Below are 13,763 nucleotides of genomic sequence, written 5' to 3'. Positions count from 1 at the left end.
TCTTCAATTAGCTATTTAAGGTTAAATCTATAAGAAAAGAGGACCTCCTTATGTCAGATTTACTAAGTATTTATAATGAATTGCAATCTAAGAAATGGGTTGACTTGACCCACAAAATTAATGCAGAAAGTCCACACTTTCCAGCTCTCCCAGCTTTGAAACAAGAAGACCTTTTCACATTAAAAGATGGTTTCCATGTTCAAAAATTTACAGTAGTTGGTCAATACGGAACGCATATTGATGCACCGATTCACTTTGTAGAAGGTGGTCGTTGGTTGGATGAGATTGCTCTCAAAGATCTTCTTTTACCACTCTATGTTATCGACAAGTCTAAAGAAGTTGCTGCGAATCCAAACTTTATCTTGAGCAAACAAGATATCTTAGACTTTGAAGCAGAGCATGGAAAAATTACTGAAAGGGCTTTTGTCGCTTTTCGTAGTGATTGGTCGAAGCGTTGGCCAAATCAAGATGCTATGCGTAACCTTGATGAAAATGGGATTCAACAAAGTCCAGGGTGGAGCCGAGAAGCTCTAGAATTCTTGATTCATGAACGCCATGTTAAGGCTGTCGGTCATGAAACCTTTGATACCGATGCGGGTATTCCAGCAGCAGAACATGGCTTGGTTAACGAATACTACCTTTTGGAACAAAACATTTATCAGGTAGAAGTCTTGAATCAATTGGATCAAGTTCCAGCTGTTGGTGCTTTGATTTCAATTGCATTTCCTCACTGGGACAAGGCGACAGGTTCCCCAGTGCGTGCAGTGGCTATTTTACCTTAATCAGAACAAAAGACACCGAAGAAATTTTCAGTGTCTTTTCTTGTTTATAAGAAGAGTTCCTGGAGTTTGCGAGCAACGCCATCCTCTTCATTAGTCCACTCAATTTGTTCGTTAGCGTGGGGGAGAAGAACAGAGCTAGCATTCTTCATGGCATAACCAGTTTTAGCAAGTTCCAACATCTCTGTGTCGTTGTGTTCGTCTCCAAAAGCAATCAGATCATCCGTTGATTTGCGCATGGCCTTAAGTAAGTAGTTTAGGGCGTAGGCCTTGTTTATGCCTTTAGGCGAAAATTCCAAGATATTAAGCGGGCCACCCCAAGAATCAACTTCAATTTCTTCCTTGAAGTCCTTCTTGATGTCATCGGCAAGTTGGTACTTATCCTCATGACGAGTTTGCATAAGGAGAGCGTTAGGGTTGCGCGTGATTTTAGTTGGTTCTAAACGCATAGCCTCAATAATTTTATCAACACCAAAGAGTTGTGGTTGGATACGCTCTGGGTGATTCATAGTGATATAGAAGTGTTTTCGATATTCACTAGCCAGAAAATCCATCTCTAATTCATCATGGCGTTGTAAGAGGCTAATCAGATATTTCTTATCTAATTTAACCGAATGCTCATAAGCCCAGTTTTGGTCTGGAAGATTGGTCAAGGAGCCGTTAAAGGTAATGAGTGGTGTTTCTAACCCTAGTGTTTTGTAATGGTCAATAGCCATACGATAAGGACGACCTGTAGCGATAACGACTTGGTGTCCTTTGTTTTGTACGTCTTTAATCGTTTTTTGTGTAAATTCTGAAATAGTTCCATCTGGACGCAAGAGGGTTCCATCAAGATCTAGTGCAATCAATTTTTTTGTCATGTTCCTATTATAGCAAAAATCTGTCCTTTGTTGGTGATTAAGAAAGAGCTTTCTGAGAACGTTCGGTTTTTCATAAGAAAAGTCTCAGGAAATAAACCTTGCACCGTCAAATAATTTCATGTAGAATAGTAATGTTGCATTCTACATGAGAATGTTCCGAAATTATTCGGATTTTGACAATATTTTTTATTAAGGAGTCTAAACTTTCATGGAAAAGTTTTTCAAATTGAAAGAACATGGTACTGACGTCCGCACAGAAGTGACTGCCGGATTGACAACTTTCTTTGCCATGTCTTACATCCTCTTTGTTAACCCAGCGATGTTGGCCCAAACAGGAATGCCTGCACAAGGTGTTTTCTTAGCAACAATTATTGGTGCGGTTGCAGGGACATTGATGATGGCATTTTATGCTAACCTACCATACGCTCAAGCGCCTGGTATGGGGCTTAATGCCTTCTTCACCTACACAGTGGTCTTTTCTTTGGGTTACACTTGGCAAGAGGCCTTAGCAATGGTCTTTCTATGTGGTGTTATTTCATTGATCATCACGGTAACTAAAGTACGTAAGATGATTATTGAGTCTATTCCAACAGCCCTCAAATCTGCTATTTCAGCAGGTATCGGTGTTTTCCTTGCCTATGTTGGGATTAAAAATGCTGGTTTCTTGAAATTCTCAATTAATCCACATACCTACACTGTAGCAGGCAAAGGTGCTGACATGGCTAAGGCTTCAATTACAGCTTCATCGTCAGCTACACCAGGTTTGGTTGCTTTCAATAACCCAACTGTAATTGTAGGTTTGATTGGTCTTGCGATTGCGATTTTCTTTATTGTTAAAGGTATTCGTGGTGGTGTTCTTCTTTCAATCCTCGTAACGACTATCATTGCTATCTTTGCTGGTGTCGTTGATCTTGGAAGCATTGACTGGCACGCAGCTAGCTTGACATCATCTATTAAGGATCTTGGTCAGGTCTTTGGTGCAGCGCTTGGATCTAAGGGATTGGGATCACTCTTTGCAGACGTTTCTCGTTTGCCTGGTGTCTTTATGGCTATTCTTGCCTTTTCATTGACTGATATCTTCGATACTATCGGTACCTTGATTGGTACTGGTGAGAAGGTTGGTATCATTGCTTCAACAGGTGATAACAACGAATCAAAAGCTCTTGACCGTGCTCTTTACTCTGACCTTGTTGGTACAAGTATTGGTGCCATTGCAGGGACTTCAAACGTTACAACTTACGTTGAATCTGCAGCAGGTATTGGTGCTGGTGGACGTACTGGTTTGACAGCTCTTGTGGTTGCTGTACTCTTTGCCATTTCTAGTTTCTTTAGTCCAGTGGTGTCAATCGTTCCAAATGCGGCAACAGCGCCTATTCTTATTATTGTAGGTGTTATGATGCTCTCTAACCTTAAGAGTGTCGATTGGGAAGACTTGTCTGAAGCTATTCCTGCCTTCTTCACTTCTATTTTCATGGGATTCTCATATAGTATTACTTATGGTATCGCAGCTGGTTTCCTTACTTATACTTTGGTCAAAATCGTCAAAGGTCAAACTAAGGATGTCCACTTTATTATGTGGATTTTGGATATCTTGTTTATCCTTAACTTCATCAGTATGGCTGTGTTCTAAAGCTTGAAAGTTAAAAGTCTGTATATTTGTCAGGCTTTTTCTTTTGCGATTTTATCTGGGGAATGTGAGAGAGTTTTTTTGATTAACTTTCAAATCTATAGTAAGTTTTACAAAATGATTTCTAATCTATGAGTGGTTGATGTGGTTAAAATAAATTGAAGATTAAAATACACATCTTAACTTCTTACTTAAATGATTCGATATTTATAAGTTTCTACTGTATTTTTACAGTGGATTCTAGTCCATATTTTTATTTTTTGATATAATGAAAACATGATTTACAGTCAAAATGAAGAAGAATTGATTAGTATCGGCCAAAAGTTAGGTCGACTGCTCGATTCTGGAGATATAATTGTTCTCTCAGGTGATCTGGGAGCTGGCAAAACAACCTTAACCAAGGGGATTGCCAAAGGTTTGGATATTTCACAGATGATAAAGAGTCCAACCTATACTATTGTAAGGGAGTATGAGGGGCGGCTGCCACTCTATCATTTAGATGTCTACCGCATTGGTGATGATCCTGATTCTATTGATTTGGATGATTTTCTGTATGGTGAAGGTGTGACCATCATCGAGTGGGGTGAGCTCCTAGACGAGAGTCTGTTAGGGGATTATCTCCTAATTTCGATATCTCATCATGGAGATGGACGTCAGTTGCTTTTTGAATCTTTCGGTCCTAGAAGTAAGGAGATTCAGGAGGAAATGGTAAATGGCTGAGCAAGAATTAGTCATTGAGGAAGCTCAAAGAGAGGATGCTGCCTCTCTAGCTCGTTTACTAGAGACTGTAGCCTTGGAATCGGATTTTCTAGCACAAGATGATAGAAGTTCTATACTGAGTGTTGAACAGTTAGCCACTTATATTGAAAGTCATCAGCATAGGCTTAATGAGATTTGTTTGGTGGCAAAATTGGGTCATGAGGTCATTGGTGTTTGTAATGTTACCTCTGATCAAGATACTAAGACCAGTCATATCGCCGACGTATTTATTGCGGTTTCTAAACCCTACTGGGGGAATGGTGTTGGCCAGTTTCTTATGGAAACAATGATTGACTGGGCAGATCATACACCAACTATCCGCCGCTTAGAGTTGACGGTTCAAGCACGTAATGAACGGGCGGTTCATCTCTATCAAAAATTCGGATTTGACATTGAAGGCACTAAGAAACGTGGTGCAAGAACTAAAAATGGAGAATTTCTAGATGTTTACCTTATGGCTAAACTCATAGATTAGGAAAAAACATGAAACTTGGACGAAAAATTTTATTGATGTTGTTGGCGATTTTTGCAACGACAGTAGTAGCTGCTGGTATTTACCTAACGACAACTTATAATTACGCCACAGGCGAATTGTCAAAAACGTTTAGGGCTTCTAAAGCAACTTCAGGGAATAGTAAGGCTATTCAACAGACTAAGCCTATAACTATTCTCTTGATGGGGGTAGATACAGGATCCAAAGAACGTAAGGAAACCTGGGAAGGAAACTCTGATACCATGATTTTGGTAACAGTGAACCCTAAGACTAAGAAAACAACCATGACCAGTTTGGAACGTGACCTTTTGACAGATATTGAGGGGTCGGGTGAAGCAAAACTAAATTCAGCATATGCTGAGGGTGGTGCTGACTTGGCTATTTCAACCATTCAAAAGGTTTTAGATATTGATATTGACTATTATGCACTGATTAATATGCAGGGTATGATTGATTTGGTAGATGCTGTTGGTGGTATTGAGGTAACGAATCATTTTGATTTTCCAATTTCGATTGCAGAAAATGAACCTGAATTTCAGGCAAAAGTTGAGCCCGGAACCCATAAAATCAATGGTGAGCAAGCTTTAGTCTATTCACGTATGCGTTACGATGACCCTGATGGTGACTATGGTCGCCAAAAACGTCAACGTGAGGTTATTCAAAAAGTTGTAGCTAAGCTCTTGAAGATGGACTCTATTGGTTCTTACAAGAAAATTTTGTCGGCTGTAAGTTCAAATGTTCAAACCAGTATCGATCTTGGTGATACCAATACTTTGCGTAGCTTGATGGGTTATAGTGATGCCCTTAAAAATATTAAGTCATACCAATTGGCTGGTTCGGATGCCATGATCGATGGAGGAAGCTATCAAGTAGCCTCCACTGAGGATATTCTTAAGGTGCAAAATCGCATTAAGCAGGAAGTTGGTAAGAAGAAAGTTTCTGAATCTAATCTTAAGACTAGTTTGGTTCTCTATGGTTCTGGTAGCTCTAACTATGGCTCAGATGATTTCGTTAATTCTAAAGGAAGTGCGGCTTCGAGTGAGGCATCTTCAAATTATGAGGGCGGGACATCTGAGGCAGCTGGTGGTGGGTCAGTAAGTACCTACAATGGAGGTACTACCTATAGCAATAACTATAGTGAAAACACAGGTAATTATGTTCAGGAACAAGGTACGACAACCCCTACATACAATAATAATGGATCGGGTGTGACTACTTATAGCACTGTTCCAGCGGCGCAATAAATAAGGTTGGGTGATTCCCAACCTTTTTGCTTTGAAATGATAGCAATATGGTTATTCCTTGCAATGGCTTTTGACCTATGCTATAATATAGGAAAATAACGAAAGAGAGGCGGAGTAGAAACTTCGTCTCTTGTGTGTGTAAGGAGGTCATAATGTCGCAAAAAATTATTGATCTCGTGACGGCAGTCGTAGCTCCAGCTATTCCTGAGCCATACGAACTGGTCGATATCGAGTACGAAAAGCTTGGCGGTGACTATGTCTTGTCAGTTTTGATTGATAAGCCAGGAGGTATTACTGTAGAAGATACTGCAGACTTGACTGAAATTATCAGTCCCCTCTTGGATACTATTCAGCCTGATCCTTTCCCGGATCAATACATGCTGGAAGTTTCTAGTCCAGGGTTAGAGCGTCCCTTAAAAACCAAAGAAGCTTTGACAAATGCTGTTGGTCAGTATATCAATGTTAGTCTTTACAAGGCTATTGATAAGATCAAGATTTTCCAAGGTGACTTGGTGGCCTTTGATGGGGAAACCCTAACAATTGATTACCTTGATAAGACTCGCCATAAAACTGTTGAGATTCCCTATCAAACAGTTGCTAAAGCTCGTTTGGCAGTCAAACTCTAAAACTCTTAGTGTAAATAAAGAAAGGATGCCAGTTTTAGCCTTTAGAGGCTAAAACAACAAAGAATATGAGCAAAGAAATGCTAGAAGCCTTCCGTGTCTTGGAAGAAGAAAAACACATTAACAAGGAAGATATCATCGATGCTGTGGTTGAATCGCTTAAGTCAGCCTACAAGCGTCGTTATGGTCAGTCAGAATCAGCTGTAGTTGAATTCAATGAAAAAACAGGTGATTTTCAAGTTTATACCGTTCGTGAAGTTGTAGACGAAGTCTTTGATAGTCGTTTGGAAATTAGCTTGAAAGATGCCCTTGCTATCAGCTCTGCTTACGAGCTTGGTGACAAGATTCGTTTTGAAGAGTCAGTCGATGAATTTGGCCGTGTTGCAGCGCAATCTGCCAAACAAACCATTATGGAAAAGATGCGCAAGCAGATGCGTGAAATCACTTATAATGACTATAAGCAACATGAAGGTGAAATCATGCAAGGAACAGTTGAACGCTTTGACCAACGTTTCATTTATGTCAATCTTGGAACGCTCGAAGCTCAATTGTCACGCCAAGACCAAATTCCTGGCGAAAGCTTTAAGTCACACGACGTCATCGATGTTTATGTTTATAAAGTTGAAAACAACCCTAAAGGTGTTAACGTCTTTGTAAGCCGTAGCCATCCAGAATTCATCAAACGTATCATGGAACAAGAAATTCCTGAAGTATTTGATGGAACTGTAGAAATCATGAGCGTGTCTCGTGAAGCTGGTGATCGTACCAAAGTTGCTGTTCGTAGTCATAACCCTAACGTTGATGCTATTGGTACTATTGTTGGTCGTGGTGGAAGTAACATCAAGAAAGTTGTCAGCCGTTTCCACCCAACACGTTTGGATGCTAAGACAGGAATTGAAGTTCCTGTTGAGGAAAATATTGATGTTATTCAATGGGTTGAAGATCCAGCTGAATTTATCTACAATGCTATTGCACCGGCTGAAGTGGACTATGTTCTCTTTGACGAAGATGATAGCAAACGTGCGACAGTAGTTGTACCAGATAACAAATTATCTCTTGCAATTGGTCGTCGTGGACAAAACGTTCGTTTGGCAGCTCATTTGACTGGTTACCGTATTGACATCAAGTCAGCTTCTGAATATGAAGCACTCGAAGCTGAAAAAGCTGAGGCTGCTACTGAGGAAGTTGTTGACGAGATTGTTGCAGAAGATGCTACACCTGTTGAAGTCACAACAGAAGAAGTAATTGAAACAACAGAAGCAGAATAAGAAGAACATAGAGGTGTTTGATGGCTAAAACACGAAAAATACCTTTACGCAAATCAGTTGTCTCAGGAGAAATCATTGATAAACGTGATTTGCTCCGCATCGTAAAAACTAAAGATGGTGAGATTTTCATTGATCCAACAGGAAAGCAAAATGGCAGAGGTGCTTACATTAAATTAGATAATGAAGAAGCTCTCCAAGCTAAAAAGAAACGTGCTTTTAACCATAGTTTCTCCATGGATGTTCCTGAAAGTTTTTATGATGAACTCATTGCTTATGTGGATCACAAGGTCAAAAGAAGAGAGTTAGGTCTTGAATAACACAGAAAAATTGTCAAATATGTTGGGACTAGCACAAAGAGCTGGAAAGCTTATTTCTGGCGAAGAACTTGTCATCAAGGCAGTTCAATCAGGACAGGCGAGACTAGTTTTTCTTGCCAATGATGCTGGTAGTAACGTGACTAAAAAGACGACTGATAAATGTAACTACTATAATATAGAAGTCTCCACAGTGTTTAACGCACTGGAATTAAGCATGGCTATTGGTAAACCAAGAAAAACGGTTGCTGTAGTTGATGCTGGATTTTCAAAGAAAATGAGGACTCTTATGGAATAAAGAATAGGAGGACATCACGTGTCAAAGAAACGATTATATGAAATCGCAAAAGAGGTTGGTGTAGAAAGCAAGGTTGTTGTTGCAAAAGCTCAAGAACTTGGTCTTTCTGTGAAGAGCCATTCCTCATCAGTTGAAGAAGCTGATGCTAATCGTATCACTTCAAGTTTAAAAGGGGGAACAGCTAAGGCTGAAAGCAAGCCAGCTCCTAAAGCGACACCAACTCCTAAAGAGGAAAAGGTAGCGCCTAAGGTTTATAAGGTACCTGTTGCCAAATCAGCTCCAGCTAAAGAAACATCAAAGGCTGAAGTCAAAGAAGCCCCTGCGACTCCGAAAAAACCACAAAGCCGTAATTTTAAGGCAGAACGTGAAGCACGTGCCAAGGCAGAAGCAGAGCGTCGTCAAAACGGCGGAGGCCGTGACAACCGTAATCGTAACCGAAATCAACAAGGGAACGATCAAGGTAAACGTCAGAATAATGATCGTCGCAACCAAAATGGAAATGGTCAAGGCAACCGTAATAATGGGAACCGCGGTAACAATAGTAATCGTGACCGTAATTTCCAAGGTAAACAGCGCAATGATCAAGGTCGAAATAAACGTAACGATGCTGCCCGCAACAATCAGGCAGGTCCACGTATTGACTTTAAAGCGCGTGCAGCAGCCTTGAAAGCAGAGCAAAATGCAGAATATTCACGTCAAAGTGAAACACGCTTCCGTGAAGAAAAAGCTGCAGAGCAACGCCGTGCGAAAGAGCAAGAAAAGGCAAGAAAAGAAAAACAACAGGCTGAAGTCGCTGCTCAAAAAGCAGTTGCTGAAGCTAAGCCAGCTCCCAAACCAGCACCGGCTGCTCAACCAGCTCCAGCTGCGCAAGCACAAGATACACGTCGTAAAAAGGCACGTCCAGATAAATCACGTGATAATCGTCGCGAGAATGAAGATGGACCTAAGCAAACAAGAAATAATAAGTGGAATAATCAAAACCAAGTGAGAAATCAACGAAATAGTAACTGGAATAAAAACAAAAATAAAAAAGGTAAAAATAACCGTGGTAATTCAGCTCCAAAACCAGTAACAGAGCGTAAATTCCATGAATTACCAAAAGAATTTGAATACACTGAAGGCATGACGGTTGCAGAAATCGCAAAACGTATTAAACGTGAGCCAGCTGAAATCGTTAAGAAACTCTTCATGATGGGTGTTATGGCAACTCAAAACCAATCTCTTGATGGGGATACTATTGAGTTGTTGATGGTTGACTACGGTATTGAAGCAACCAAGAAAGAAGAAGTCGATAATGCTGATATCGAACGTTTCTTTGTTGACGAAGACTACCTCAATAAAGATGCTATGGTAGAACGTGCACCAGTTGTTACTATCATGGGACACGTTGACCATGGTAAAACAACCCTTCTTGATACCCTTCGTAACTCACGTGTTGCGACTGGAGAAGCTGGTGGTATCACACAGCATATTGGTGCCTATCAAATTGAAGAGGGTGGTAAGAAAATCACCTTCCTTGATACTCCAGGACACGCGGCCTTTACATCTATGCGTGCCCGTGGTGCTTCTGTTACAGATATTACTATCTTGATTGTCGCTGCGGATGACGGTGTTATGCCACAAACTATTGAAGCCATCAACCACTCTAAGGCTGCTGGTGTTCCAATCATTGTTGCGATTAACAAGATTGATAAACCAGGTGCTAACCCAGAGCGTGTTATTGGTGAATTGGCTGAGCATGGCGTTATCTCAACTGCATGGGGTGGTGATAGTGAATTCGTTGAAATCTCAGCTAAATTTGGACAAAACATTGAAGAATTGCTTGAAACCGTTCTTCTTGTGGCTGAAGTGGAAGAGCTTAAAGCGGATCCAAGTGTTCGTGCCATCGGTACCGTTATTGAAGCTCGTTTGGATAAAGGTAAAGGTGCGGTCGCAACCCTCCTTGTTCAACAAGGTACCTTGCATGTTCAAGACCCAATCGTTGTTGGTAATACCTTCGGACGTGTCCGTGCTATGACCAATGATCTTGGCCGTCGTATTAAGACTGCTGCGCCTTCAACACCAGTTTCAATTACTGGTTTGAACGAAGCACCTATGGCGGGTGACCATTTTGCCGTTTATGAAGATGAAAAAGCAGCTCGCGCAGCCGGTGAAGAACGTGCCAAACGTGCCCTTATGAAACAACGTCAACAAACACATCGTGTTAGCCTTGATAACCTCTTTGACACCCTTAAAGCCGGTGAATTGAAGACTGTTAATGTTATCATCAAGGCCGATGTACAAGGTTCTGTTGAAGCCTTGGCAGCGTCACTTCTTAAGATTGATGTTGAGGGTGTTCGCGTTAATGTTGTTCACTCAGCAGTAGGTGCTATCAACGAATCTGATATTACTCTTGCGGAAGCTTCAGATGCCGTTGTCATCGGATTTAACGTTCGTCCTACACCACAAGCACGTCAACAAGCGGAAACTGATGAAGTTGAAATTCGTCTTCACAGCATCATCTACAAGGTTATCGAAGAAATCGAAGATGCCATGAAAGGGATGCTTGATCCTGAGTTTGAAGAAAAAGTCATGGGTGAAGCTATTATCCGTGAAACCTTCAAAGTTTCTAAAGTCGGAACAATCGGTGGGTTCATGGTTACTAGTGGTAAAATCACTCGTGATTCAAGTGCCCGTGTGATTCGTGATGGTGTCGTTATTTTTGATGGTAAATTGGCAAGCTTGAAACACTTTAAAGATGACGTTAAAGAAGTCGGAAACGCTCAAGAGGGTGGTTTGATGATTGAAAACTACAACGATATTAAAGTTGATGACGTTATCGAAGCTTACATTATGGAAGAAATTAAACGTTAATTTTGTTAGCTTTAAAAAGCTTACTTAGGAGATAAAGCTAGGTCATCTGGCCTGGCTTTTGTTCCATCATAATAAGAGAGAAAGGATAAGACTATGGGAAATTCATTTCGTGTAGACCGTGTTGGTATGGAAATCAAACGTGAGGTCAATGAAATTCTTCAAAAGAAGGTTCGTGATCCACGCGTGCAAGATGTCACTATCACAGATGTACAAATGCTAGGTGATTTGTCGGCTGCTAAGATTTTTTACACTATTCATTCAACCTTGGCCTCAGATAACCAAAAAGCACAAACTGGGCTTGAAAAGGCTACTGGGACAATCAAGCGTGAACTTGGTAAAAAATTGACCATGTATAAGATTCCAGATTTAACCTTCATTAAGGATGAATCTATCGAATACGGTAATAAAATTGATGAAATGCTTCGTAATTTGGAGCGTAAAGACTAAGAAAAAATTCCTGTCAGTTATGGCAGGAATTTTGCGTTATAATAGAATAAAAAGGAGGACTTCAATGAAAGTAACAGTCTATTTGGGAGCTAATATGGGTGACAATCCTAGCTTTAAGAAAGCAACGATTGCCTTGGGCCAGTGGATTGCTAAAAATGGGCATACTCTAGTCTATGGTGGTAGTAAGATGGGGCTGATGGGAGTTCTTGGTGATACTGTTTTGGAAAATGGGGGAGAGGCTCATGGAATTATGCCGCAATTCCTCAAAGATAGGGAGATAGCTTATGAGGGATTGACTTCAATGACCATAGTAGAAAACATGGCAGAACGAAAGACTGCCATGCTAGAGCAAGGAGACCTCTTTATCGCCCTTCCAGGAGGTCTAGGAACACTGGAAGAAATTTCTGAAGCTATTGCAGCGGCTCGCGTCGGTAAGCTGGACAAACCCTGTGTTTTCTTCAATCTCAATGGCTATTATGATGCTATGAAAACAATGTTGGATACCATGGTTACTCATGACTTTTTAGAGGCTGAAACAGCAGCAAAATTCCTCTTTACAGATGATTTTTCAGAAATTGAAGCTTTCGTCCAGTCTTACACGCCTCCTCAATTGAGACGTTATCGCTAATTTTTATGATAGATCAGCTCTCTAAGTTTAAACGAGGAGAGTTTTTTTGATGAAGAGACGATAGTAATTAGTATTTCTTATAAATTTCAGAAAATTAACTAAAAATCCCTTAACAAAAATGAATAATTTGTATATAATAGTGTTTGTAAATTTAATCGTTTACCAAATTTTCCTCATCATCTGTGAGTAATATCCATGAATACTTAATACCCCTCTTGGTCTGGAAACTTTGCTAATCGTTAGACTAATTTAACGTTTAGCAGCAAATGTGGGATTTAGGATAGACGAAAGGGATGATAGTAATGTCTATTATGGTTAAAAGTGTCAATTTTGATGATTATCAAAAGACACAGACAAGCTATAAGGATACTAATTTTTTACAGTCAGCTGAGATGGCTAAGCTTCAGTTAAGCCGTAATCATATCGGTGAAGTAGAGGCTCTGGTTTTTGAAAGGGATGGCCTGATAGTGGGGCAAACCATTATCGTTTACAGGAGGAGTTTTCGTATCTTTAGGAAAGCACTCTTATTGCATGGCCCCTTGCTAGATTACAATTCTATAACTGATTTGCCAGACCTTCTTGAGGCCTTGATACTCTATTTAAAAAAGAAAAATATTGCATCACTTTCTATTCATCCCTATCTTACCAATCTTATTAGGAATGAAGAACTTGAAATCCTTAAAGAAGATAAGGCTGATGAAGTCTCCAAGGTATTTGAAAAATTAGGTTTTGAGCAGTATTTAGATCCAGAACAGGCTCTAGTTGTTAATCAGATGTTTGTCAAACCCATTGATACCTTTACTACTTCTGACGAGATGCTCGCAGCTTTCTCACCATCCTTGAAGCGAGATTTAAAAAAATTTACCGCTTTGAATGTCAAAGTTGAAGAGCTAAGTGAGGATAATCTCGATCAGTTTTATGACATCCTAGTTCGGACAGCAGAGAGAAAAGGATTTTCAGTTCATCCATTAACCTATTTCCAAGATTTGAAGAGGAACTTTGGAAAATCTGCAAAGTTTATGTTAGCTTATTTGGATTGCCCAGCTTATTTGGCTTATCTTGATGAGAACATTAAATCTTTTGAAACTAAGATTCAGGCTTTAAAAGATGGTCCTCAGAAAAAACGAACCAAGGGTCAGATTGCGGATGCCCAAGATCAGCTTAGAAGCTACTATAAACGTTTAGAGCAATTTAAGACCTATCAAATCACTGGTGACAAATTACCTCTATCGGCTTATCTTTTTATGGATTATGGACCAGAAGTCGTCAGCTTTTACGGCGGGAATGATGAAGCCTACCTTAATTTTGGTGGGGCAGTTCTTCTTCATTGGGAAATGCTACAATATGCTATGCGTAAGGGTAAAGAGCGGTTTAATTTTTATGGGACAATCGAAACTGAAGCAGCTAGTACTGGAAAAGGGAACTTCCATTTCAAACGTCAATTTGGAGGGCAGTTAGAAACACTTGTTGGCTCTTTTGATAAGACCCTAAATCCTTTCTATGATATTTTTAAGAAAACACTAGGTAAAGACTAGTTTCTATATAGAAAAAGTCAATTGAGGCTAATTGT

Annotated in this window: 14 protein-coding genes; 13 read left to right on the top strand and 1 reads right to left on the bottom strand. The window is 40.1% G+C overall.

The window, feature by feature from the left end; translation table 11 throughout:
- Positions 1 to 50: 50 nt before the first annotated feature.
- Positions 51 to 782, top strand: a complete 732-nt coding sequence (locus tag H7U04_RS03540; RefSeq protein WP_110980904.1) for a cyclase family protein — start codon at positions 51 to 53, stop codon at positions 780 to 782.
- A 44-nt stretch (positions 783 to 826) separates the two neighbouring features.
- Here H7U04_RS03540 and H7U04_RS03535 read toward each other — a convergent pair whose 3' ends face one another.
- Entirely contained in the window at positions 827 to 1,639 is an 813-nt protein-coding gene (locus H7U04_RS03535; protein ID WP_014633905.1) for a Cof-type HAD-IIB family hydrolase, read from the bottom strand.
- Positions 1,640 to 1,847: 208 nt separating this feature from the next.
- Here H7U04_RS03535 and H7U04_RS03530 point away from each other — a divergent pair, with 208 nt between their 5' ends.
- The 12 genes from H7U04_RS03530 (at position 1,848) to H7U04_RS03475 (ending at position 13,728) form a co-directional block, all read left to right on the top strand.
- Positions 1,848 to 3,269: an NCS2 family permease gene (locus H7U04_RS03530; RefSeq protein ID WP_037599034.1), complete on the top strand. Its 1,422-nt coding sequence runs from the start codon at positions 1,848 to 1,850 to the stop codon at positions 3,267 to 3,269.
- 273 nt (positions 3,270 to 3,542) lie between these two features.
- Positions 3,543 to 3,986: a tRNA (adenosine(37)-N6)-threonylcarbamoyltransferase complex ATPase subunit type 1 TsaE gene (gene tsaE / locus H7U04_RS03525; protein WP_014633907.1), complete on the top strand. Its 444-nt coding sequence runs from the start codon at positions 3,543 to 3,545 to the stop codon at positions 3,984 to 3,986.
- Positions 3,979 to 4,500 carry a GNAT family N-acetyltransferase gene (locus tag H7U04_RS03520; protein ID WP_070438634.1) on the top strand — a complete coding sequence of 174 codons (522 nt, stop codon included), beginning with the start codon at positions 3,979 to 3,981 and terminating at the stop codon, positions 4,498 to 4,500. Before tsaE ends, H7U04_RS03520 begins: the two co-directional genes overlap by 8 nt.
- A gap of 8 nt (positions 4,501 to 4,508) precedes the next feature.
- A complete protein-coding gene (brpA, locus tag H7U04_RS03515; protein WP_070438637.1) occupies positions 4,509 to 5,762 on the top strand; it encodes a biofilm formation/cell division transcriptional regulator BrpA in 1,254 nt (417 codons plus the stop codon).
- A 152-nt stretch (positions 5,763 to 5,914) separates the two neighbouring features.
- The gene (rimP, locus tag H7U04_RS03510) at positions 5,915 to 6,388 is read left to right on the top strand and encodes a ribosome maturation factor RimP (protein WP_002883745.1); all 474 of its coding nucleotides are present in this window, start codon (positions 5,915 to 5,917) and stop codon (positions 6,386 to 6,388) included.
- A gap of 65 nt (positions 6,389 to 6,453) precedes the next feature.
- The gene (gene nusA, locus H7U04_RS03505) at positions 6,454 to 7,653 is read left to right on the top strand and encodes a transcription termination factor NusA (protein ID WP_002883755.1); all 1,200 of its coding nucleotides are present in this window, start codon (positions 6,454 to 6,456) and stop codon (positions 7,651 to 7,653) included.
- A 20-nt stretch (positions 7,654 to 7,673) separates the two neighbouring features.
- Positions 7,674 to 7,970, top strand: a complete 297-nt coding sequence (gene rnpM, locus H7U04_RS03500; RefSeq protein ID WP_014633911.1) for an RNase P modulator RnpM — start codon at positions 7,674 to 7,676, stop codon at positions 7,968 to 7,970.
- The gene (locus H7U04_RS03495; RefSeq protein WP_002947460.1) at positions 7,963 to 8,265 is read left to right on the top strand and encodes a YlxQ-related RNA-binding protein; all 303 of its coding nucleotides are present in this window, start codon (positions 7,963 to 7,965) and stop codon (positions 8,263 to 8,265) included. The genes rnpM and H7U04_RS03495 overlap by 8 nt, the downstream gene beginning before the upstream one ends.
- Positions 8,266 to 8,283: 18 nt before the next feature.
- Positions 8,284 to 11,118, top strand: coding sequence for a translation initiation factor IF-2 (gene infB, locus H7U04_RS03490; protein ID WP_201059306.1), 2,835 nt, complete (start codon positions 8,284 to 8,286; stop codon positions 11,116 to 11,118).
- 93 nt (positions 11,119 to 11,211) lie between these two features.
- Positions 11,212 to 11,565: a 30S ribosome-binding factor RbfA gene (rbfA, locus tag H7U04_RS03485; RefSeq protein WP_002883798.1), complete on the top strand. Its 354-nt coding sequence runs from the start codon at positions 11,212 to 11,214 to the stop codon at positions 11,563 to 11,565.
- A 64-nt stretch (positions 11,566 to 11,629) separates the two neighbouring features.
- On the top strand, positions 11,630 to 12,193 hold the full coding sequence (locus tag H7U04_RS03480; RefSeq protein WP_201059304.1) for a TIGR00730 family Rossman fold protein: 564 nt from the start codon (positions 11,630 to 11,632) through the stop codon (positions 12,191 to 12,193).
- A gap of 302 nt (positions 12,194 to 12,495) precedes the next feature.
- Positions 12,496 to 13,728 carry a lipid II:glycine glycyltransferase FemX gene (locus H7U04_RS03475; RefSeq protein ID WP_201059302.1) on the top strand — a complete coding sequence of 411 codons (1,233 nt, stop codon included), beginning with the start codon at positions 12,496 to 12,498 and terminating at the stop codon, positions 13,726 to 13,728.
- Positions 13,729 to 13,763: the final 35 nt, after the last annotated feature.

It is taken from the genome of Streptococcus sp. 22.1, assembly GCF_016648645.1.
In the GTDB taxonomy this organism is placed as follows: domain Bacteria; phylum Bacillota; class Bacilli; order Lactobacillales; family Streptococcaceae; genus Streptococcus.
The sequence above is the reverse complement of the archived record's forward strand: the minus strand, read 5'-3'. Positions and strand labels throughout refer to the sequence as shown.